General features: G+C 71.6%; 24 protein-coding genes. 8 read left to right on the forward strand and 16 right to left on the reverse strand.

The features are described from left to right. Positions 1-418 precede the first annotated feature (418 nt). From BM085_RS29155 to BM085_RS29165, 3 genes are all read right to left on the reverse strand, one after another. Positions 419-1,522, reverse strand: coding sequence for a hypothetical protein (locus BM085_RS29155; protein ID WP_093890078.1), 1,104 nt, complete (start codon positions 1,520-1,522; stop codon positions 419-421). Further along, a complete protein-coding gene (locus BM085_RS29160; protein WP_031172363.1) occupies positions 1,519-1,761 on the reverse strand; it encodes a hypothetical protein in 243 nt (80 codons plus the stop codon). The genes BM085_RS29155 and BM085_RS29160 overlap by 4 nt, the downstream gene beginning before the upstream one ends. Positions 1,762-1,947: 186 nt before the next feature. Further along, on the reverse strand, positions 1,948-2,427 hold the full coding sequence (locus BM085_RS29165) for a GNAT family N-acetyltransferase (RefSeq protein WP_093890079.1): 480 nt from the start codon (positions 2,425-2,427) through the stop codon (positions 1,948-1,950). A 164-nt stretch (positions 2,428-2,591) separates the two neighbouring features. Here BM085_RS29165 and BM085_RS29170 point away from each other — a divergent pair, with 164 nt between their 5' ends. Next, positions 2,592-2,810 carry an EF-hand domain-containing protein gene (locus tag BM085_RS29170; protein WP_093890080.1) on the forward strand — a complete coding sequence of 73 codons (219 nt, stop codon included), beginning with the start codon at positions 2,592-2,594 and terminating at the stop codon, positions 2,808-2,810. 34 nt (positions 2,811-2,844) lie between these two features. On the opposite strand, the gene BM085_RS29175 is transcribed toward BM085_RS29170, so the two are convergent. After that, positions 2,845-5,997, reverse strand: coding sequence for a SpoIIE family protein phosphatase (locus BM085_RS29175; protein ID WP_093890081.1), 3,153 nt, complete (start codon positions 5,995-5,997; stop codon positions 2,845-2,847). A gap of 110 nt (positions 5,998-6,107) precedes the next feature. On the opposite strand from BM085_RS29175, the gene BM085_RS29180 reads away from it, so the two are divergent. Both BM085_RS29180 and BM085_RS29185 read left to right on the forward strand, forming a co-directional pair. Next, the gene (locus BM085_RS29180) at positions 6,108-6,389 is read left to right on the forward strand and encodes an STAS domain-containing protein (RefSeq protein WP_218158858.1); all 282 of its coding nucleotides are present in this window, start codon (positions 6,108-6,110) and stop codon (positions 6,387-6,389) included. Further along, positions 6,382-6,852 carry an ATP-binding protein gene (locus tag BM085_RS29185; protein WP_177245333.1) on the forward strand — a complete coding sequence of 157 codons (471 nt, stop codon included), beginning with the start codon at positions 6,382-6,384 and terminating at the stop codon, positions 6,850-6,852. The genes BM085_RS29180 and BM085_RS29185 overlap by 8 nt, the downstream gene beginning before the upstream one ends. Before the next feature lie 190 nt (positions 6,853-7,042). Here the strand turns inward: BM085_RS29185 and BM085_RS29190 are convergent, their stop codons facing one another. From BM085_RS29190 to BM085_RS29200, 3 genes are all read right to left on the reverse strand, one after another. After that, positions 7,043-7,315, reverse strand: a complete 273-nt coding sequence (locus tag BM085_RS29190) for a hypothetical protein (protein ID WP_143121119.1) — start codon at positions 7,313-7,315, stop codon at positions 7,043-7,045. A 241-nt stretch (positions 7,316-7,556) separates the two neighbouring features. Further along, positions 7,557-8,156 (reverse strand): TetR/AcrR family transcriptional regulator, encoded by a 600-nt coding sequence (locus BM085_RS29195; protein ID WP_093890085.1) that lies wholly within the window; start codon positions 8,154-8,156, stop codon positions 7,557-7,559. A 19-nt stretch (positions 8,157-8,175) separates the two neighbouring features. Beyond that, complete coding sequence (locus BM085_RS29200; protein WP_093890086.1) at positions 8,176-8,688, reverse strand: SRPBCC domain-containing protein; 513 nt, start codon at positions 8,686-8,688, stop codon at positions 8,176-8,178. 331 nt (positions 8,689-9,019) lie between these two features. Here BM085_RS29200 and BM085_RS29205 point away from each other — a divergent pair, with 331 nt between their 5' ends. After that, the gene (locus tag BM085_RS29205; RefSeq protein WP_093890087.1) at positions 9,020-9,616 is read left to right on the forward strand and encodes an HAD-IA family hydrolase; all 597 of its coding nucleotides are present in this window, start codon (positions 9,020-9,022) and stop codon (positions 9,614-9,616) included. Positions 9,617-9,938: 322 nt separating this feature from the next. Here the strand turns inward: BM085_RS29205 and BM085_RS29210 are convergent, their stop codons facing one another. Then, positions 9,939-10,304 carry an STAS domain-containing protein gene (locus tag BM085_RS29210; RefSeq protein ID WP_093890088.1) on the reverse strand — a complete coding sequence of 122 codons (366 nt, stop codon included), beginning with the start codon at positions 10,302-10,304 and terminating at the stop codon, positions 9,939-9,941. A gap of 329 nt (positions 10,305-10,633) precedes the next feature. Continuing rightward, positions 10,634-11,026 (reverse strand): ArsR/SmtB family transcription factor, encoded by a 393-nt coding sequence (locus BM085_RS29215; RefSeq protein WP_093890123.1) that lies wholly within the window; start codon positions 11,024-11,026, stop codon positions 10,634-10,636. 165 nt (positions 11,027-11,191) lie between these two features. Between BM085_RS29215 and BM085_RS29220 the strand changes: the two genes are divergently transcribed. Then, a complete protein-coding gene (locus BM085_RS29220) occupies positions 11,192-12,322 on the forward strand; it encodes an acetate/propionate family kinase (RefSeq protein ID WP_093890089.1) in 1,131 nt (376 codons plus the stop codon). Positions 12,323-12,371: 49 nt separating this feature from the next. Then, a complete protein-coding gene (locus tag BM085_RS29225) occupies positions 12,372-12,821 on the forward strand; it encodes a DUF6789 family protein (RefSeq protein WP_093890090.1) in 450 nt (149 codons plus the stop codon). Positions 12,822-13,010: 189 nt separating this feature from the next. Here the strand turns inward: BM085_RS29225 and BM085_RS29230 are convergent, their stop codons facing one another. After that, on the reverse strand, positions 13,011-13,340 hold the full coding sequence (locus BM085_RS29230; RefSeq protein WP_143121120.1) for an isoamylase early set domain-containing protein: 330 nt from the start codon (positions 13,338-13,340) through the stop codon (positions 13,011-13,013). A gap of 374 nt (positions 13,341-13,714) precedes the next feature. On the opposite strand from BM085_RS29230, the gene BM085_RS29235 reads away from it, so the two are divergent. Further along, on the forward strand, positions 13,715-14,344 hold the full coding sequence (locus BM085_RS29235) for a nucleoside/nucleotide kinase family protein (RefSeq protein WP_093890091.1): 630 nt from the start codon (positions 13,715-13,717) through the stop codon (positions 14,342-14,344). Positions 14,345-14,549: 205 nt separating this feature from the next. On the opposite strand, the gene BM085_RS29240 is transcribed toward BM085_RS29235, so the two are convergent. From BM085_RS29240 to abc-f, 4 genes are all read right to left on the reverse strand, one after another. Next, entirely contained in the window at positions 14,550-14,822 is a 273-nt protein-coding gene (locus tag BM085_RS29240; protein ID WP_245789760.1) for a hypothetical protein, read from the reverse strand. Positions 14,823-14,962: 140 nt separating this feature from the next. Further along, the gene (locus tag BM085_RS29245) at positions 14,963-15,181 is read right to left on the reverse strand and encodes a hypothetical protein (protein ID WP_093890093.1); all 219 of its coding nucleotides are present in this window, start codon (positions 15,179-15,181) and stop codon (positions 14,963-14,965) included. Between the two features lie 119 nt (positions 15,182-15,300). Further along, positions 15,301-16,209, reverse strand: coding sequence for a Vgb family protein (locus BM085_RS29250; protein ID WP_093890094.1), 909 nt, complete (start codon positions 16,207-16,209; stop codon positions 15,301-15,303). 242 nt (positions 16,210-16,451) lie between these two features. Then, a complete protein-coding gene (gene abc-f, locus BM085_RS29255) occupies positions 16,452-18,062 on the reverse strand; it encodes a ribosomal protection-like ABC-F family protein (protein WP_093890095.1) in 1,611 nt (536 codons plus the stop codon). Positions 18,063-18,153: 91 nt separating this feature from the next. Between abc-f and BM085_RS29260 the strand changes: the two genes are divergently transcribed. Further along, the gene (locus tag BM085_RS29260; protein WP_218158859.1) at positions 18,154-18,870 is read left to right on the forward strand and encodes a TetR/AcrR family transcriptional regulator; all 717 of its coding nucleotides are present in this window, start codon (positions 18,154-18,156) and stop codon (positions 18,868-18,870) included. An 11-nt stretch (positions 18,871-18,881) separates the two neighbouring features. Here the strand turns inward: BM085_RS29260 and hpaE are convergent, their stop codons facing one another. Beyond that, positions 18,882-20,348 carry a 5-carboxymethyl-2-hydroxymuconate semialdehyde dehydrogenase gene (hpaE, locus tag BM085_RS29265; RefSeq protein ID WP_093890096.1) on the reverse strand — a complete coding sequence of 489 codons (1,467 nt, stop codon included), beginning with the start codon at positions 20,346-20,348 and terminating at the stop codon, positions 18,882-18,884. After that, the gene (gene dapA / locus BM085_RS29270) at positions 20,345-21,259 is read right to left on the reverse strand and encodes a 4-hydroxy-tetrahydrodipicolinate synthase (RefSeq protein ID WP_093890097.1); all 915 of its coding nucleotides are present in this window, start codon (positions 21,257-21,259) and stop codon (positions 20,345-20,347) included. The genes hpaE and dapA overlap by 4 nt, the downstream gene beginning before the upstream one ends. Between the last annotated feature and the right edge of the window lie 64 nt (positions 21,260-21,323).

Raw genomic sequence — 21,323 nt, forward strand, 5'->3', positions numbered from 1 at the left:
CACTTGGCAGTCGCGTCGTAGCCGGCCCCGGCCGCCTTGTCGTAAGGGGTGGTGAGCAGCGACCCGAAGGCGCCGGTGGCCAGTTCCCCCACCTGTTTGGCGCCCGGAACCGGGATCAGCCCGATCGTGTCACGGACCATGGTCTGCAACGCCGAGCTCGCCTTCTTGTCGTCGAGTCCCTCGGCGATCAGCGCCTGGCGGCGGATCTCCACGATGTGCGAGAAGGGGCGGGCCTCGCCCACGATGTTGTCGACGAGGAACTGCCCGACGTCGGCCTTGCCGATCCGGCCGTCCTCGTCGTAGTCGAACGTCTTGAGGTCGGCCATGGTGAAACCGAGCTGCTTGAGGTTGGAGCTGTCGAGGCCCACCGGGGGCATGCTGTCGAGTGCCGCTTTCATGTGCTCGGTCTGCGCCCGCATCAGCGCCTCGAACCCGGCGTCGTCGCGGGTGGCCAGCGCCAGCGCGTAGGACATGGCCGTGGCGTCGGCCTTGCCGAACGTCCCGTGGTTGAGGAGAAGGTTGGAGACCTGGTCGATGTTGGCCGCCATCGCGCGTGCAGGAGATCGCCCACGGCCGAGGATCTCGTCTTCCTGTCGGGGTTCGCCGTCCCCGCGCCGGATCTCAGCAGGCCGCCCAGCCCCAGAGCGCCGGCGAGGTCCGGCAGGGACACCTGTGCGTCGTGGTGGTATTCGGTGGCCGCGGCCCACCTGCGCCGGTACTGCTCCTTCTCGTAGGCGACCGCGTCGCCGCCGACGGTCCGCATGAACGTCGCGGAGAACGGCGTCTTCCCGTCGTGGGCGCCCCAGATCAGCGCCTGGGCCTGGTATCCCGCGTACTTCGCGCCGCCGGCGGCATGGTCCGCCCGGCCCTGTTCGATGAGCTCTCTGAGGAACCCGTCACCGGCGTAGGCCCTGTTCTCCGGGTCGGTCCCGGCGGCGAGAGCGGTGCTCAGCAGGCGCAGCGTCTGCTTGCCCTGCGTGGAGAGGCCGTTCATCCGAGCCGACTCCCCGCGCTTCGCGGCGTCCCGGAGCTGTGCGGCGAGCGTGCCGGGCAGCTCGGTGACTCCCTTGGCCCCCAACGTCCTCAGGAACACCCCGGCGAACTCCGGATCGGCCGCCCGGCCGGCGTATTTCCGCAGCCCGGCCAGGGCCTTGGCGTCCCCGTCAGCGGCGGCGCGCGCGAGGCGGGCGGCCAGGGTCCCGTCCAGCAGGCTCTGGGCGGCGTCCAGCCCGTCGGGCATCTCCATGAAGGATCCGGCGGTGGTGGAGGTGCCGAAGCTGATCTTCTGCTGCTCCATCTCGCGGATCAGTGCCTGCCGCCGCCGCAGGTCCTCGGCCTGCTTGCCGACCCGGCCGGCCAGCTCGCGCAGGCGCAGCGCCGGAGCGGTGTCCAGCCCGGCGCCGTGCAGCTCGCCGTACAGGCTCTCCGCCAGCTGCTCGATCCGCCCGGCGGCCCGGGTGTGCCCGCCGGCCATCGTGTCGAACTCGGGCTGCCTGACCCCGCTGAACTCCGCGCCGGTCATGACGCGCCCGGCAGAGACGCCAATCTGCTCCGCGCGCTGTGCACCGCCCTGGCGAGCAGGTCGCGCAGCTCCCGCTGGTCGGCGTTGACCTGGGTGCCGAACCGGGCTCCGGTGGGTCCCACCCACGCGTCGCCCTCCATCAGGCGGCAGGAGGGGGCGAGCGCCCACCAGTGCTCGTCCGACAGCCGCTGGATCCGCTCCACCACCGCCCGCATCGCCTCGCGATCGAGGTCAGCCACGACGAACTCCCGTATGGCGCTGGACAGAAACAGATCAGAAAGCGGCGCCCCCGCGCCCGTTACAGATTAATCAACGGCGCGCTGATCAAACAACTCCCTATATTCATAAAAGACGGAGAATGTCTAGTTTGGTTAGTGAAAGTCATATCGAAAAATCGGGAAGTCCGGCCTGCCGTTGCGCGGCCGTCACGGGTACTCCGTCGCGGCGAGCTTTTCGAGCGCCGGTCCCGTGAGCCGGTAGGTGTCCCATCCGTCGAGCGGCTCGGCGCCGAGTGCCCGGTAGAACTCGATGGACGGGGTGTTCCAGTCGAGAACCGCCCATTCGAACCGGCCGTAGCCGCGTTCCACGCATATGCGGGCGAGCTCGATGAGCAGTTGCTTTCCATACCCGGATCCCCGGTGGACGGGATGCACGTAGAGATCTTCGAGGTGGATTCCATGCCTGCCCAGCCAGGTGGAGTAGGTCACGAACCAGAGCGCGAACCCCGTCACAGTCTGTCCGTCGGTGGCGATGTGGCAGAACACGGCGGGGGACGGTCCGAAGAGGGCGTCGTGGAGCTGGTCGGCGGTGGTCTCGACCTCGTCGAGCGCCTTCTCGTACTCCGCGAGCCCACGGATCATGTCGATGATCGCCGGAACGTCATCCGGCGTTGCGGGACGAATCATGGGGGAAGTCTAGGCTTCCGCGGTGAGCGGACCGGCCCGGCAAAGCACCCGATCAATGATAAAAGCCCATATTTAGGGGCAGGTGGCTCCGTGGACGGGACTCCCGTAAGTTGTCTGCTGATCGAACGCGGGGCGTTCACAGGTCGTCGAGGAAGGCGGATCACATGTCGACAGAGCCCACCGGTGCGCGGCTGGCCGAGCTGAGGCAGGCATTCGCCGCCATCGACGCCGACGGCGACGGCTTCATCACGGAGAGGGAGTTCGGTGAGCGCTTCCCCGGCCTGCCCGCCGAGGCCATCGGATCGCTGAACCGGGACGCCGACTCCGACGGCGACGGCCGCTTCTCCTTCGAGGAGTTCGTCCGGCTCGTGTCCGTCGACTGATGGGAGCTGCCGGGCAGACCGACCCGGGCGGCTCTCACACGCCGGCGAGGGTGAAGCCGAGCAGGGCCACGTCGTCGCGGGTGCCCTCGTCGCCGACCAGGGCGAGCAGTGCCTCCAGCTGGGAGTCGAGGTCCAGCCCGGCCGCCTTCACCATCTCGGAGCGGAGCCTGGCCATGCCGGCCAGGATGTCCGCCGACCGCCTCTCGACGATCCCGTCGGTGTAGAGGAGCAGCCGGTCGCCCGGCTCCAGACGGGTCTCCGCCGTGCTGAAGACCGTGGACGGCAGGGCGCCGACCAGCGGGGCGAGCGCACTGCCGAGGTAGTCGACCTCCCCGTCCGCCCTGCAGATCAGGATGGGCGGATGGCCCGCGCTGGAGTACTGCAGGCGCCCGGTCGACAGTGACAGCCGCACGCACAGGACCGTTCCGTGCATCCGGTCGTAGCGGCCGGTCGTCATCCGGTTGAGACGGCCGAGGGTCCGGCCCGGGTCGGGGTCCTCCAGGGCGTACGCTCTCAGCGCGTTGCGCATCCGGCCCATGGTCGCGGCGGCCTTTACCCCCTTGCCGACGATGTCGCCGATCACCAGCACCACCTCGTCGCCGGAGACGCGGATGACGTCGTACCAGTCGCCGCCGACGCTGGACTCGTCGTTGCCCGGGCGATAGCGGCCGACGATCTCCGCACCGCTGATGCGGGGAACCTCGGGCAGCAGGGCGAGCTGCAGCGTGGTCGCGATCCGGTGCTCCACCTCCAGCTGCTTCAGGTTCTCCAGGCGCGCGGCGGTGAGCTGGGCGAGCTGCCGGAGCACCGTGTCGTCCCCGCCGTCCCCGCCGTCCCCGCGGGCCTCGTCGCCGGAGACGGTGGCGTTCGGCGGCTCGACCCGCAGACCGTCGCCGGAGGCGAGCGTCACCCGCGCGCCCGGGGAGTCGGCCAGCAGCCGGCCGTACTTCTCTGTGAGAGTCAGCACCTCGGGTGCCGACGACGCCCCGTTGATCGCGAGGGCCGCCTCCGTCAGCTCGCGGAGCTGGCGGTTGTGGCGCGAGCGGGCGGCGGCCAGCCGCAGGACGCCGCGCACCCGGGTGAGCAGCTCCCTGGCGGAGAACGGCTTCACCAGGTATTCGTCGGCCCCCGCGGTGAGTCCCGTCAGGGACTCCTCCTTGCCGGCCCGCGCCGACAGCAGCATGATCGACACGCTCCGGGTGCCGGGGTCGGCGCGCAGCCTGCGCACCAGCTCCAGGCCGTCCATCCCGGGCATCATCACGTCGGCGATGACCAGGTCGGGGTTCTGCTCCCTGGCGGCGTTCAGGGCGGCGGCCCCGTCGGCCACCGCCGTCACCGGCCAGTGCGGGCTGAGCAGGCGGACGAGATACTCCCGCAGGTCGGCGTTGTCGTCGGCCACCAGGATCCGCTCGACGGCCGGACGGCCGGCGGAGTGCTCCGCCGCGGTTCCGTCCGTCGCCTTCCCGTCCGCCCGCTCCTCCGGCACCGGCAGCCACAGCCCCTCGCCCGGTCCCGTTCCGTACGGCGTCGCCGCGGCGGCGAGCTGGTCCTGGGGAAGGTGCGCCGAGCCGTACGGCAGGGTGATCGTGAAGGTCGTCCCCTCGCCGAGACGGCTGTCCGCCTCGATCCGGCCGCCGTGCAGGGCGATCAGCTCGCGCGCCAGCGCCAGGCCGATGCCCGTCCCCTCGAGGCTGCGCGACGGCGAGCCGCTGACCCGGTGGAAGCGCTCGAAGAGGTTCGGGATCTCGTGATCGGGGATGCCGACCCCGGTGTCGGAGACCGTGACCACGGCATGGTCGTCATCGGACCGGACGCCGACCGTGACACCACCCGCGAACGTGTGCCGCAGCGCGTTGGAGAGCAGGTTGAAGACGATCCTCTCCCACATGTGCCGGTCGAGGTGGACCGGCTCCGGCAGCGGCCCGCCCTCCATCCGCAGGGTGAGCCCGACGCTCTCCATCGACGAACGGAACACGCCGGCCAGCTCGGCGGTCTGCGCGGCCAGGTCGGTCGGCTGGTAGCGGGCGCGGGTCCGTCCGGAGTCGACGCTGGTGAAGTCGAGCACGTCGTTGACCAGCGTGAGCAGCCGCATCGCGTTGCGCCGGGCCGTACGGAGGACGGCGTGCTGCTCGGAGCCGAGCGAGGGGTCGTCGAGCAACTCCTGCAGCGGACCCAGGATCAGCGCCAGCGGGGTGCGCAGCTCGTGGCTGATGTTGGCGAAGAACGCGGTCTTGGCGTCGTCGAGCTCCGCGAGTTCCCGCGCCCGGCGGCGTTCGTGCTCGTGGGCCTCGGCGGCGGACAGCGCCCGCGACGCCCCGGCCGTGAGCACCTCGAAGAACTCCTCGTACGGCCCGCGCGCCTGGAGCATCGGGTTCGTGCCGCACACGAGCACGCCCAGGACGCGGGCGCCCGAGGTGAGGGACAGGGCGACCGCCGGGCCGGACGCGCCGAAGGGCTCGCCGGAAAGCTCCGTCACGTTGCCCGCGCCCGTCATGGACCGCCGGAGGTCGTCGTTCGCGCGGATCCGCGCCGGAGCCGTGCCGTGCGGCACGGCGAGCCGCAGGCCCCCGTCGTCGTCCATGAGGTAGACGAGGGCGAACGGCACGTCGTCGCGTGCCTCGCCGAGGACCGAGACGACGGCCCGCGCCACCTCCTGCCGCGTGACCGCTCCACTCGCCGCCACGCCGACCCGGCTCAGCGTGCGCAGCCTGCGCTCGGCGAGCACCCGGCCGGTCGTCTCGCTGACCAGGCACAGCACTCCGCCGACCGTTCCGTCGTCCAGCCATATGGGGCTGTAGGAGACGTCGAAGTAGGTCTGTTCGAGAAAGCCGTGGCGTTCCAGGAGAAAGGGGTGGTCCCGGGCCCAGAAGGGCTCGCCCGTCTCGCGCACCCCGTCGAGCAGCGGGCGCAGGACGTCCCAGGTCTCCCGCCAGTTCTCCACGGCCGGGCGGCCCAGAGCGGCCGGATGCTTGTCGCCGATGGTGGGGATGTAGGCGTCGTTGTAGAGGGGGATGTGCTCCGGCCCCCAGAAAACGACGATCTGCATCCCGGAGGAGAGAGCGATGTCGACGGCGCCCCTGAGGGGGGCGGGCCACTGCTCCATCGGTCCCAGGGGAGTGGTCCCCCAGTCGTGCTCGCGGATCCGCACGCCCATCTCACCGCCGCCGGAGGGGGTCTCCTTCTGCATCTCACTCCCCGCGTATCAGGTAATGTGACCATACCTGGTGCGACAAGAGATCCTGCGATGAGGACATGGGCATTCACCTTGAGGGACGGATGGATCCCGACGGTTCGCGCGTGATCATCCCGATCGGCGACCTCGACCGTGACGCGGCGGATACGCTGGCCGCCGCGGTGAACGAGAGCCTCGCCCATCCGCCCGGCAGACTGGTGATCCAGATGACGCACGTGCAGTTCTGCGACTCCTCCGGGATCGTCACCCTGCTCGACGCCCACGCCGACGCGGCGCGTCTGGGCACGGAGCTCGTCCTCGCCGACGTCGGCGACCACCTGCGGGCGCTCTTCCAGATCTCCGCTCTCGACCAGGTCGTACGGATTGTCGAAGAGTCCCGTGGCTGAGGCGGCCCGCGAGGGCGTCCGGACGGCTCAGGAGAGCCCCGAGGCCGCGCAGGCGCCCCCGGAGGGCGAGACGGCCGCGGACGGCGTCCGGACGCTCTCCCTCCCGATCGCCGGAGATCTCGCCGGGATCCGGAGGCTGGCGCGCCGGTTCCTGGAGCCGGAGGCCCTCGACGAGATGCGGGAGAAGAACTTCATCCTCGCCGTCAGCGAGGCCGCCAACAACGTGCTCGACCACGCCGGCACCGGCGGCACCATCATCCTGCGGCGCGGAGCCGGCCGGGTCGTCGCGGAGATAAGCGACCGGGCGGGGCTGCTCACCGACGCCGAGGCGGGCATGGTCCCGCCGCCGGTCGGATCCCGCCGGGGCTACGGGCTCTGGCTGATGCGCCAGATGTGCGACGGGGTGGAGATCCTCCACGACCCGGCCGGATCGACGATCCGGCTCACCATCCTGCGCGCCTGACCCCGTCCGGGCACCGGTCCGCGGTCCGGCCTGCCGTCCTGCGCGCCCGGTCCCCGTTCGGGCCTCGGCCGGTGGTCCGGTCCTGTGCGCCCGACCTCCATTCAGGCCTCGGCCGGTGGTTCTGTGCGCCCGGTTCCCGTTAGGCCTCGGCCGGTAGCCCGATCCGTGGTCCTGTGCGTCCGGTTCCCGTCTAGGACTCGGTCAGCGGGTCCTGCCGCTCGCTGATGCGGGTCGCCCACCTGCGGATCTGCGCTCCGTCGAACTGCTGGATCCCAGGAAGCTGCAGCAGGGCCGCCCGCAGGGCCTCGTCCACCTCGTCGACCGGCCCGCCGCTGTGTGAGGCGCTGACACGCTGCAGCACCTGGGTGGTCCGGGCGTCGAACTGCGGCCTCTTCCCGGCGGCGGTGCGCATGGCCACGTCGCGAAGGGCGGCGTTGTCCATGGTGATACGGATGCGAGACATCCTCGATTCCCCCCGAAGAACATAGGTTTCACGGGACCGGTGCCGATAGGTCGTTTCCGACCAGATCAGGGGACTGATCTATGTCCTGACCTGTTAAAACGTGATTCCGGTCCTGAGGGAGTGTCTCACGGCGTCCCGTGATGGATCACCAGGACGCGCCATTCACGGGCCACACGCGGGCCGATGGCCCGGACTGTTTTACCTGTTCGTGGCCGGTGTCGCGGCCGGGGTGGACGCCACCTCACGCCTGTGCCTCCGCGCTGGGCCGCTCGACGCCTCCCCGGGGACGACGCGCGGTGAAGGCGTGGGCGCCCTCGGCCCAGGTCCGGTCGAGATCGGAGCCTTCCGGGTAGCGGCCGTCGAGCTCCAGGATCACCATCCCGTGCGCGAAGGACCACAGTGCCTGGGCCAGGTACGGCTCGCCGGCGGCCAGGAAGAAGGGGGTGCCCGCCCATTCCTCCAGGCCGGGGGCGAGCCGCTGCCGGGGGAGCGGGCCCGAGGTCGTCAGGCGGTAGAGGTTGGGATGGGCGAGGCCGATGCGCCGGTAGGCGCGGAGCACCGCGCCGATCGGCTCCTCGGGGGGAGTCGCGTGGCGGGCCGCGTCGAGCGCCGCGTGGAGGGCCGCCCCGGTCTCGGCGAGCCCTCGCTCCATGAGTGCCGCCTCGACGGCGGCCTTGTCGGAGAAGTGCTTGTAGAGCGACGGGGCCCGGATGCCGAGCCGGTCGGCCAGCGCCCGCACGGTAAGTGCGTCACGCCCCTCCTCCTCCAGCAGCACCCGGGCGGCTGACACGATCTCCGCCGCCCGAGGGGTGAGGGAGCTCAGTTCAGGCACGGTGCTCATCGCGGCATCTTTTCAGCGCTCATCCGGGCATCTTCTCAGCACGGGCCTTCAGCGCCGTGTTCATCGCCGCGAAGTTGTCGGCCACATCCAGGGCGCCGCCTGCCAGCGGTACGAGGGCGCCGGTGAACGTCTCGCCCTGCGTCAGTCGGCTACGGCCGCCGCCGAGGTCCTCGATGCGGAAGTAGTGCTCGCCGTCCAGGATCCCCGGCACGTCGAACCGGCCGATCCAGCGCAGCTCCCGGCCGGGGGTGGCGGTCAGGACCGTGGGGGTGAAGGTGGTGATCGAGCCCTGGTAGGAGAGCCGGTTGGTGAGCACCGCGCCGACCCGGGCCTCGCCCACCGCGCTCACGATGAACGGGTTCCACTGCGGATAGGCGCCGAAGTCGGTCAGCACCTGCCACACCCGCTCGGGTGAGGCGTCGATCTCAACCTCCGTGCGGATCTGGTGAGGAGCGATCCGCGTCCAGGCGTAGAGGCCTGCGGGGACCGCGACGAGCAGGGCGACGACGACGAGCAGGGTGCGCTTGACCATCATTCCTCCATAGCTAACTTTGTTAGCCAGACTCTAGGCTAACAAAGTTAGCTATGCAAGCGCCCGGTGGCGGGGAAGGGGGTGCGTCTCCGGGGCGGTGGTCGGGGGTGGGGTGATGTCCTCACGGCGGCAGTCGAGGCCTGGCGGTGTCCTTGTGGCGGCGAGGAGGGAATCCTCGCTTGCGTGCGAACATAAATCGTGTTCGAATGAACTCGACGAGCTTTCAAATCGGGAGGGTGGGCGTTGGCGGCGCGAGCACGGCACCGGACGCCGTGGTCCTCGCAGGTCGCCACCGGCTGCCCGCTCTCCCCGGACCGACCTGGGAGAACACGTGACCGCCTTTCACCCGGCCGATCAGGAAGAGACCGTGACCGGCTGGATGCTGCTGGACTACGGCGAGGTGATCTCCCTGCCCCAGCCGGCCGAGGAGGTGGCCGCCATGGCCGCCCTGGCCGGCCAGGACCCCGACGCCTTCCGTGACCGCTACTGGCTCCACCGGGACCCCTACGACCGTGGCCAGGCTCCCCACCTGTACTGGAGCAACGTCCTGGGCCGGGACCTGGCCGCCGACGACCCCGTCGTCGCCGAGCTCGATGCGGCCGACGTCGCGAGCTGGTCCCACCTCGCCCCCGCCGGCCTGGACATGCTCCGGGAGCTCTCCGGCCGCCACCGGCTCGCCCTGCTGTCCAACGCCCCCGAGCCGCTGGCGGCGGCCATCGACGAGGCCCCCTGGGCCGCGATGTTCGCCCACCGCTTCTACAGCTGCCGTCTGGCCCTCGCCAAGCCCGACGCCGCCATCTTCGAAAGGGTCCTCCACCGCCTCGACGTGGACCCCGGCCAGATCACCTTCCTCGACGACAGGGCCGTCAACGTCAATGCGGCGGCGGCACTCGGGATCAACGCCGTCCTCTACCGCGCCCAGCCGTAACTCGCCGGTGCGGTGAAGCGGCCGTCACGGAGCCTCACGGAGCCTCACGGAGGCGGTGAAGCGGCCGTCACGGAGCCTCACGGAGCCTCACGGAGCCTCACGGAGGCGGTGAAGCGGCCGTCACAAAAGGTGGTGAAGCCGGCCGGAGCGCCGCGTGGCGGCGCGTGCGGTACGGGCGCCCCGGCGGAAGGTGTGCGGTGGCGTCGGCGTGGGGGCGGGGGACAGGCGTGGCGGTGCTGGTCCGTGTGGCGGGGATAGGTATGGCGGTGCCGGTACGGGTAGTGGGAAAGAGGGGGTCCCCGGCGTGGCCCGGCGGGGCCGGTCAGGAGGCCGAGACGCTTCTCATGGAGGCCTGACGCAGGGACTCGCTCACATCCGCGTCGATGGGGAAGGCCTCGCCCAGCCGGGTCAGCTCCAGCAGCCGGCCGAGGAAGCCGTGGACGCCGGCCAGGCGGAGCCAGCCGTTCTGCTCGTAGGTGCGGCGCATCGTCGTCAGCAGGGCCCAGACTCCGGTGGAATCGCAGAACCCCAGGCCCGCCGCGTCGATGATGATCCGGACATGTCCTTGCGTCAGCAGTTCCGCGAGCGCCTCCTCGAACTGTGGGGCCGATAGTTTGTCTAGATCACCGATGAGTGACACCACAGAGAACTGTGGGTGGTCGCTCACCGTGACGGAAAGTCGAGTCATGATGCCCCGCTGTCAACGACTGTTGGAGACAGCGCCCGCATGGGGAGCCGCGCAAAGACGGAAACCACTACCACCACGGTACGCCGGTGCCTCAGGACAGTTCAACGGGTCGGCACGGGCACCCGAGACCAGGACGTTCGGGGCCCGGACGGTGGCGCTCGCGGGCGGGTCAGCGCCCGCCGGTCGCCTCTCCGCCGGTCGCCTCTCCGGAGAGCGCCGTCCCGATGCGACCTCCGGCCCGCGGTGTCCGGGAGTCCCGCGGTCTCCGCGGTGTCCGGGAGTCCCGCGGTGTCGGTACAGTCCGGGAGCCCCGCGGTCTCCGGGGTGTTCTAGGTGTCCGGGAGGCTCGGGGGGGCGGTACGGCCCGCGTCGGCCGGGGAGTCTGTGCCGCCTCTCGTGCGGCGTTCGCGCTTTCCCCGCGCGAGCTCGGTGCCGAGGGCGTCCAGCCTCTGGGTCCAGAACCGGCGGTAGCGCTCCAGCCAGACGTCGACCTCCCGCAGGGGAGCGGGATCGACGGAGTACAGGCGCCGGGTGCCCTCGGCCCGGACCGTGGCGAACCCGTTGTCGCGCAGCACGCGCAGGTGTTGCGACACTCCGGGCTGGGAGATCCCGAACTCCTCCTGCACGACGGCGCCGAGCTCACCGGCGGAGCGCTCGCCGTCGGCGAGCAGCTCCAGGAGCCGGCGGCGTACCGGATCACCGAGAATGTCGAAGGCGTGCATGGACGCCATTGTATGAGTGTGTGCTTATATAGAGCAATTCCTGGAGCTCTCCCGGCCTCGCACGTCTCGCGGGCCGGCCCTCGTCGCGGGAGACGTACCGGCCCGCCGGGGAGCCCCGGGCGGGACGGATCGTTTGCCCCACGCCACCGGGGGCACCCGGAAACCATGGGAACCACCGATCCGGCGGTGCTCACCGTCAACGCGGGATCATCGAGCCTCCAGCTCCATCTCGTCCAGAACGGGCGGGTCCTGCGCGCCGAACAGAGCGAGAAAAGCCCTGATCCGGCCGGCGTCGAACGGACGCTGTCGGACTTCCTCGACGCCGCGCCCCGGTGCGAGGTCGTGGCGGCCGGTCACCGGCTCGTGCACGGCGGCGACGCCGTACGGCAGCCGACGGTCGTCGACGACGACGTGCTGGCCGCGGTGCGCGAGCGCGCCGATCTCGCCCCGCTGCACGTGCCGCCCGCGCTCGCGCTCGTCGAGGCCTGCCGGCGACGGCTGCCCGAGATCCCGCACGTGCTCTGCCCGGACACCGCCTTCCACGCCGGGCTGCCCGAGCGGGCCGCGACCTACGCGCTGCCGCCGGAGTGGAGGAGCCGGTACGGCCTGCGGCGCTACGGCTTCCACGGGCTGTCCTACGCCTGGACGCTGCGGCGGGCGGCGGAGCTGCTGGGACGGCCCGCCGGGACCCTGCACCTCGTCCTCACCCATCTCGGCGGAGGCTCCTCGGTCTGCGCGGTCCGGGATGGCCGCAGCGTGGACACCTCGATGGGGTTCACCCCGCTTGAGGGGGTCCCGATGAGCAAACGGTCGGGCAGCGTCGACCCCGGCATGCTGCTCTGGCTCCTGTCCGGCTCCCGGCTCTCCCTGGAGGAGCTGCGCGACGGCCTGGAGCACCGGTCCGGGCTGCTCGGGCTGTCGGACGGCAGGTCCGGCGACACCAGGGACCTGGTGAGCGCGGACGACCACGCCTCAGCCCTGGCGCTGGAGGTGTTCGTCCACCGGGTGAGCCGGGAGATCGCCGCCGCCGCGACGAGCCTGGACCGGCTGGACGCGCTGGTGTTCACCGGGGAGATCGGCTGGGACCAGCCGGAGGTCCGGGAGGCCGTCTGCCGCAGGCTCGCGCTCCTCGGCGTCGAGCCGCCCGCGCACGCCGATCCGGAGGCCGACGGGGCCGTGAGCCGGCCGGACGCCGCCGTACCCGTGCTGGTGGTGCGGCCGCGTGAGGAGTTGCAACTGGCCCGCGACACTCTTGGCGCGCTCGACGACCTCCTGCAGCTCGGCGACCTCCCGTAGATGTATCCACGCAATCGGGTAGGAGGACCCGTATAAGGGGGCTGAGATCGTGACACGTGAGCTCGTGAACGGGGCCGTCGGCGGGATACTCGCCACCGCGGCGATGAGCGTGGTGATGCTCGCCGGCGACCGGATGGGCCTGATGCCGGACCAGCCGCCCAAGAGGATCGCCCGCGCGGTCCTGCCCGGCCACCGGCACCGGCCCAAGTCCGGTGAGGAGGTGCTGGGCGCGATCACTCACTTCGGCTTCGGGGCGGCCTGCGGTGCCCTCTACGCCCTGGTCCGGGGGCGGCGGCACACGCCGATCCTCCTGGGTGCCGGCTACGGGCTGGCCATCTGGTCCGTCAGCTACGAGGGCTGGGTGCCGCGTCTGGGCATCCTGCCGCCGATCTCCGGTGACCGGCCGGGGCGTCCCGCGGTGATGGCCGCCGGCCACGTCGTGTACGGAACCGTGCTCGTCCTGGCGGTGAACGGCCTCAACGGTGCCGCCGAGGCGTGAGGACCGCCGGCCCGCTCGTCCGAGAGATCCTTGCCGTCCTCCGCCGGGGCCGCGGGCGCGGCGCCGGGTGGGAGGGGCCGCGCTGGGACAGGAGAGGGGGGAGGCCGCCCCGGCGAATGGCGATCGTGGAGACGGCGGAACTCTGTCCTGTGACGCGGCCCGCAGTGCTGCGAGCGGTCGTGGTGCTCCCTACATGACGGGTGACGGAATGCCCCCGCCCGCCAGGTCCTGCCGGAGCACCGGGTTGATGCGTCCGCCGTGCTCGTCGTGGTGATCGGCGTCGGCGTCGTCGAACCACACGCCGCCGTCCGCCAGGTAGCGGAAGCGGATGGGCTGCTGCGACGGGACGGTGAGGCTCACCTGGTAGGTGCCGTTGTCCTTGCGCTGCATCGGGTGGGCGTAGGGGTCCCAGTTGTTGAAGTCGCCGACCAGCGAGATCCCGCCCAGGGGCTGGTCGGCCGGCACGGTGAAGGTGAGTTTGACCTGGCCGTTCTTGGTGGGTTTACCACGTTTGATCATCGAAGTTCTCCTGACATCACTGTCTCCATGGGTGGCCTGCCGTGATCGTGGTGACGGTAAGACGCGAAGGTCACGCCGGCCTCCCGAACGTGTGTCCTTCAGGACGTGCACGATCGGGAGGCCGGCGCCCAGTCACGGTCAAGCCGGTACGATCCACATGGATCGTTACCGCAAGTGACCGCAGGGCAACACGGTGCGCCAACTTTTGGGCGGGATAACGTCCGACTTTGACTAGATCAAGATGATTAAGCGGCCCACGGGCCACGGAAAGGGCGTTTCTCCCCTTCTGGCTCCGCCTGGGACCGATAAGGGAGACCCCTGCGCCCGCCGGTCCGGGAGCGCGCGTGCCGGCCCACCGGTGAAGGATGGGCCCTATGGACATACGGCCCATCTCGCCGCCGCTGCTGGTCGAGGAGCTCGCCGACCGGGTGGCCTCGGCGGCTCCGGACTCCTGGGTGCGGGTGGCGCTCGACGGCGCGCCCGCGGCGGAGCCGGGGCGGCTCGCCGACGCCCTGGTGGACCCGCTCCGGCTCCGCGGGCGTGAGGTTCTCCGGGTGTCCTCCGGTGACTTCCTGCGTCCGGCGTCGCTGCGCTTCGAGTACGGCCGGACCGATCCGGACGCCTTCTACACCGACTGGCTCGACTACGGAGCGCTGACGCGCGAGGTGCTCGGCCCGCTCGGCCCCGGCCGCTCGGGGAAGGTCCTGCCCACGCTCTGGGACAGCGCCGTCGACAGGGCCACGCGCGCGCCCTACGTCACCGTGCCGCGCGGCGGGGTGCTCCTGCTGGACGGGGCCCTGCTGCTGGGGCAGGGGTTGCCGTTCGACCTCGTCGTGCATCTGTGGCTGTCGCCGGGCGCGCTCAGCCGGCGGACCGCCGGGGAGTGGCGGTGGACGTTGCCCGCCTACGCCCGGTACGAGCGGGAGATCGAGCCGGTCGACGTCGCCGACGTCGTCGTCCGCGTCGACGACCCGAGGCATCCGGCCGTCGTCAGGCGGCCGTGAGACCGTACCCGCCCGGCGCCCCACCCGCCGCGCGGCGGACCGGTGTCGTCCGGGACGTCTCACCGGGCCGGTGTCGCCTGGTCTTGCCGGACCGGTGTCGTCCGGGACGCCGCACCGGGCCGGCGCTCCCTGCGCGGCCTCACCCGCCACGGGCGGGCCGCGTCCCCCTGGGACACGGCCCGCCCGGACTCGTCTGCCCGCCCGGTCAGACTCCGGCGCGCGAGGGCATCCTGCCCTCGGCGTAGGTCCCCTCGAACATCTCTCCGCTCATCGCCCGGGAGTCGGTGTGCGTCTCCTCGATCCGCAGGGCGATGCCCACCGCGAAGAAGGTCGGCGCCCACTGGCCGATGAAGATTCCCCACCGGTCCGCCCTGTCGGTTCCGGCCTTCTCGATCGACTGCGAGGTCAGCCATGACGCGAACGACAGGCCGATCGACGCGACCCCGGCCGCGTACATCATGCCGGACCGTACACCCATTTTATGAAGCATATTGATCATTTCATCCCCCTGATGACTGTTCGTTCTTATCGTTACCCTTTGGGGTTGTTTGTAACCGAACGTCCGAAAATGCGGATCGGCGTGTCGCGCCCGGGCGGACCGTGTCAGGGGGATCGGGGCTACGTGTCCGTGCCGCCTGCCTGCTGGAGCAACGCCTGCCGCCGTCCCTCCAGCTCGTCGGCCAGGGCCTCCTGCTGGTCGGCCATAGTGATCAACGTCGACCGCTCGGCGGCATCCGTCGGGCCGATCTCGCCGACCTGCCTGCGCAGCTCGGCGGCCTCGCTACGTAGCCTGGCCAGCTCCTTTTCGACCTGATGGAGTTCCTCTTGAATGCTCATCCGGTGTCCATACCCCCGCCGTGAGCTCCGACTCCAGCGCTCCCGGCAGGCGTGCCGGAGGCGAGGGCGGTCAGCGCCGCGGGCCGGTTCTCGCCGCGCGAGATGGAAACGGCCGGTTCTCAGCGCGGGCCGGAAGGGGTGAGCCGGGCGAGGGCCCCGATCTCGAGTGCCACCCACAGCGTGCCGTCCGGCCCGGCGGCGATGCCGTGCGGCTCCGACGCCGGGGTCGGCAGCCCGTACCCGTCGATCCGGCCGCCGAGGGTGATCCGGCCGACGCGGTTGGCGCCCCATTCGGTGAACCAGCAGTCGCCGTGCCCGTCGACGGCGATGGCGTGGGGACGCGCCCCGCGGTCGGGGAGCGGGAACTCGTCGATCCGGCCGTCGGGGGTGATCCGCCCGATCTGGCCGGCGCCGATCTCGACGAACCACATCGCGCCGTCGGCTCCGGCGGTGATGCCCACGGGGGCGGCTCCGGCGGTCGGCAGCGGGTGGACCGACACGTCGCCGCCCAGGCCGATCCGGCCGATCGCGTCCGCCTGGTTCATGGTGAACCACAGTCCGTCGTCGGGGCCGGCGGCGATCGCGGACGGGTACGCCCCCGGCACCGGGAGCGGGAACTCGGTGATCTCGCCGCCGGTCGTGATCCGGCCGATCCGGCCGGCGTTGGTCTCGGTGAACCACAGCGCGCCGTCGGCTCCCGCCGCGATCCCGAACGGCCCGGCGTCCGGCGACGGCAGCGCGAACGAGCCGATCTCCCCGGCCGTGGTGATCCGGCCGATCCGGTGGCTCCGGTACTCGGTGAACCACAGGGCGCCGTCGGGACCGGAGGTGATGACCGTCGGCCCGCACGAGGCCGGATCGAGCCGGTAGGAGGTGAGCTCCCCGCCGGGGGTCATCCGGCCGATCTCGCCGTGGTGGACCATCGTGAACCACAGGGCGCCGTCCGGTCCGGCGGTGATCCCGTACGGCCCGGCGTCACGGCCGGACACGGCGAGCTCTTCGATCGACACGGTCAGGTCGGGTGACATGGATTCTCCTTCGGCCCGGTCCCGGGGGCCGGGGTTGTCTGTGATGGATTCGGCCCGGTCCCGGGGATCGGGGTTGTCTGCGACGGATCGGGGTCGGTCCCCGGGGGCCGGGATCGCCTGCGATGGATTCGGCCCGGTCCCGGGGACCGGGGTTGTCTGTGATGGATCGGACGCGATCCCGGGGACCGGGATCGTCTGTGACGGACCTGCCGGGCGCGTCGGCCGGTGGGCCCGCCGGGACGTCAGGCCGGCCGGCCGTCACGCATCTCGATCTCGGTCCCGGTGAACCGGCCGCGCAGCGCCCTGTCGTGGGAGACCACGACGAGGGCGCCCCGGTAGGCGGCGAGAGCCTCCTCCAGCTCCTCCACGAGGGTGAGCGAGAGGTGGTTGGTCGGCTCGTCGAGCAGCAGCAGATCGGCCTCGCCGGTGAGCAGCCTGGCCAGGGCGAGCCGCCGTCGCTGGCCGACCGACAGCGCCCCGACCGGTGTCCGGAGGCTGTCGGGCCGGAACAGCCCCATCGACAGCAGCCTCGCGCGGTGCTCCTCGGGATGGCCCGGCCGGCCCTCGGCGAACGCGTCGAGGACGCTCCGCCCGGGCCGGCCCTGGGGTGACTCCTGCGGCAGGTACCCGATCCGCCCCCGATGCCGTACGGTCCCGCCGTCGGGTCCGAGTTCACCGGCCAGGACGCGCAGGAGGGTGGACTTGCCCGCGCCGTTGGGGCCGTGGACCAGCAGCCGCTGTCCCGGCTCGACGGTGAAGGAGTCCACGGCGAGCCGGTCTCCCACGCGTACGGCCCGCAGCTCGGCGACCGGCCCGTCGGCCGTGCCGCGCCGGAAGTGGCCGCTGAACCGCAGGGGCTCCGGCGGCCGGGGCACCGGGTCGTCCTGGAGCCGGCGCAGGCGCTCCTGCGCCTGGCGGACCCGGCCCGCGACCGAGCTCTGCACCCGGCCCCCGTGGCGGTCGTAGGCCATCTTGTTGCCGTCCTTGATGTCCCGGCCGTGCGCGACGCGGTGCGCCGTGGTCGCCGCGAAGGTCTCCAGCCGCCTGATCTCCTCGCACCAGTCGGCGTAGGCCTGCTCCCACCGCCGCCTGGCCGCCGTCTGCTCGGCCAGGAACCCGCCGTAGCCGCCGCCGAACCGGGTGATCCCGCCACCTTCGACCTCCAGGATCGAGGTGGCCACCCGGTCGAGGAAGACACGGTCGTGCGACACCGCCACCACCGTGCCCCGGTGTGCCCGCAGACGCTCCTCCAGCCAGGCCGTCGACGCCCCGTCGAGGTGGTTGGTCGGCTCGTCGAGCAGCAGGATCTCCGGGGAGGCCGCCAGCAGGCAGGCCAGGCCGAGCCGGGCCTGCTCGCCGCCGGACAGGCTGCCCAGCGGGCGGTCGCGGCCGACGTGCCCGAGCCCGAGACCGTGCAGCGCCTTGTCCACGCGGGCGTCCGCCCCGTAGCCGCCGCGCGCCTCGTACGCGCTCAGCAGGTCGCCGTATTCGGCCAGCCGGTCCTCGGTGAGGTCGTCCTCCAGGACCCGCATCCGCCGTTCCATGGCGCGGAGCTCCGCGAGCGCGGCGTCGACGGCGTGCTGGACGGTCCGGTCGGCGGCCAGGCCGATGGTCTGGCCGAGATGGCCGATCCCGCCGCCGGCGGAGACGGTGACCTCGCCGTCGTCCGCCGTCTCGATGCCGGCGATCAGCCGCAGCAGGGTGGACTTGCCCGAGCCGTTCTCCCCGACGATCCCGGCACGCTCGCCGGGCCGGACGGTGAGGGAGACGTGGTCAAGAACCGGCTGCTCGCCGTACGCCTTGGAGACTCCCCGCAGAGTGAGCTGAGTAGACAGAACAGGCCTCCGAAACACGATGTGAACAGGTCGTCGCGGTGTTCGGTGAAAGGCTCATGGCTGCTGGGCTCCCTTGATCTCTACCTTAATGCTACTGAGTTGCATTAAGATGGAGTATGCCCGATGTGCCGGAACTCATGCAAGCGGAGGTGTCGTGACTTCCACCGGGAACGTACGGCCCGGCGGGCGCACCGCGCGGGTGCGCGAGGCCGTACGCGAGGCCACCCTCGCCGAGCTGGCGGACAAGGGATACGAGGGGCTGACCGTAGAGGGGGTGGCTCTGCGGTCCGGCGTGCACAAGACCACGGTCTACCGGCGCTGGGGCAGCGTGGAGGGGCTCGCCGCCGACGCGCTCGACCTGGCCGGCGGTGAGCCGTGGCCGATCCCCGACACCGGCACGATCGAAGGGGACCTGCGGGAGCTCGCCCGCCTGGTGCTGACCGGGTTCGCCGACCCCGAGGCGGGGCCGGTCTCGACCGCGTTCATCTCGGCCTCCGGACGGAACCCGGTCGTCGCCAGAGCGCTGCACGCCTTCTTCGCCGCCCGCCACGAGCAGTCGGCCGTGCTCGTCACCCGGGCGGTCGAGCGCGGCGAGCTGCCCGAGGGCACCGACGCCGCCGACGTGGTCCGGACCGCCGTCGCGCCGCTGTACTACCGGCTGTTCGTCAGCGGCGAGCCGGTGGACACGGCGGTCGCCGACCGGGCCGCCGCCTCGGCCCTGGCCGCCGCCCGCGCGGGGGTGTTCCGGCCGGCTACGGCCCCAGCGCCTCCTGGACCAGGCAGGCGCAGCAGCCCGCCGACGTCGCCGGCGGCCGAGGCCTCGTAGGAGCCGCGCCTTCAGGCCGCGCCGAACCGGGGGATCGGCATGTCCTCGGTGGCCAGGTGGACGATGTGCGACTCGGTGTAGACGTCGATGCTGTGCCGGCCGCCCTCCCGGCCCAGCCCGCTGGCCTTGACGCCGCCGAAGGGCGTGCGCAGGTCACGGACGTTCTGGGAGTTGACCCAGAGCATGCCCGCCTCGACCGACCGGGCCAGCCGGTGCGTGCGGCGCAGGTCGTTCGTCCACAGGTAGGCGGCCAGCCCGTAGCGGGTGGCGTTGGCCAGTTCCAGCGCCTCGCCCTCCGTGGAGAACGGCGTGACGCAGACGACCGGGCCGAAGATCTCCTCCTGGAAGATCCGCATGTTGGGGGTCACGTCCGCGAACACGGTCGCCGACAGGAAGTTGCCGACCGGCAGGTCCGACGGCCGCGATCCCCCCGCGACCAGGCGGGCGCCCTCCTCGACGCCGATCCGGACGTAGTCCATGACCCGCTCGTAGTGCTCGGGGTGGACCAGCGCGCCCAGCTCGGTGGCCGGGTCGTCGGGGGCTCCCACCCTCACCCGGGAGGCGCGCTCGGCCAGCCGCTCCACGAACGACTCGTAGACCGTGTCCTGGACCAGGACGCGTGAGCTGGCCGTGCAGCGCTCGCCGTTGAGCGAGAAGACACCGAAGACCGCGGCGTCCAGCGCCCGGTCCAGGTCGGCGTCGTCGAACACGATCAGGGGGGACTTACCGCCCAGTTCCATCGACAGCGTTTTCAAATTGGCCGCGGCGGTGCGCATGATGATCTGCCCGGTGCCGGTCTCCCCGGTGAAGGAGATCACCGGCACGTCGGGATGCTCGACGAGCGCCGCGCCCGCCTCCTCGCCGATGCCGTGCACAAGGTTGAACACCCCGGTGGGCAGCCCCGCCTCCTCCATGATCTCCGGCAGCAGCCCGGCGGAGGCCGGCGACCACTCGGCGGGCTTCAAGACGGCCGGGCAGCCGGCCGCGAGCGCGGGCGCCAGCTTCCAGGTCTCCAACATGAACGGGGTGTTCCAGGGAGTGATCAGACCGGCCACTCCGACGGGCTTGCGCAGCACATAGTTGAGCTGGGCCGAGGCGACCCGGTAGACGTCCTCACCCAAGGTGGTGATCACATCGGCGAAGAAGCGGAAGTTGTGGGCGGCCCGGTGGGCCTGGCCGCGCGCCTGGGTGATCGGCAGGCCGGTGTCGCGGCACTCCAGCGCGGCGATGCGGTCGTCCCTGGACTCGATCGCTGCGGCGATCCTCCGCAGGACCGTGGCCCGCTGCTCGCCGGTCATCCTGGGCCAGGGGCCGTCGGTGAAGGCCTTGCGCGCCGCGGCCACCGCGGCGGCGATGTCCTCGGGGCCGCCGGCGGCGACCGTCAGGTAGGTCTCGTTGCTCGCCGGCTCCAGCGCGCTGAAGGTCGCGCCCGAGACGCTCGGGACATGGGCCCCGCCGATGTAGTGCTCCAGGTTCATGTGGCCACTTCCTCGCTCTGAGCCAGCAGTTCGTTGATCCGCTCGATCCCCGCCTCGGTCGGCGTGATCAGCGGCGGGCGGACGTGACCGGAGGCGATCAGACCGCGGCGTTCCAGGACCCACTTGGCCGGGGCGGGATTCGTCTCCACGAACAGCAGCTCGACCAGGGGGTGCAGTGAGTAGTGCAGGTCCAGGGCGGTCTGGTGGTCGCCCTCCGCATAGGCGGTGTACATCCTCGCCACGGTCGAGGGGGCCAGGTTGGCCGCCGCGCTCACGAAGCCCACGCCGCCGATCGCCAGCAGCGGCAGGCAGAGCAACTCGATGCCCGACCACATCAGGAAGTCCCGCCCGCAGCGGTGCAGGACCTGGGAGAAGTGCTCGAAGTCCTTGGTGGTCTCCTTGATGCCCACGATGTTGTCGTGGGCGCGGCGGAGCCGGGCGACGGTCTCGGGGGCGATGTCCACCGCGGTGCGCGACGGCACGTTGTAGATGACGATCGGCAGGCCGGGGAACTCGGCGGCCACCGTGGAGTACCAGCGGTGGAGCGCCTCCTGCGTCGGCCGGGCGTAGTAGGGGGTGATGACGAGTGCGGCGTCGGCGCCCAGCCGCTCGGCCTCGGCGGTGAGGCGGAGGGTCTCGTCGAGCTTGGCCGATCCGGTGCCGGGCAGGAACGGCACCCGGTCGGCCGTCTCCTCGGCCACCGCCGCCATGGCCGCGATCCGCTCGTCGATGCTCTGGGCCCCCGGCTCGCCGGTGGAGCCGCCGGTGGAGATGCCGTGCGATCCCTCGGCGAGCTGCCAGCGCACCAGTGCCCGGAGCGAGTCGAGATCGAGCTCCCCGGTCTCGGTGAACGGTGTCACCACCGGGGCTATGGACCCGCGTATGGTCGCCGGGGCGGAACGGAACTTCATTCGATCACTCCTTGGCGCACGGGGCTCGGCCGAGCCCCGACGGTGTGCAACGTGCGGTCCGGGG

The sequence above is a fragment of the Streptosporangium canum genome (assembly GCF_900113865.1).
GTDB lineage: Bacteria > Actinomycetota > Actinomycetes > Streptosporangiales > Streptosporangiaceae > Streptosporangium > Streptosporangium canum.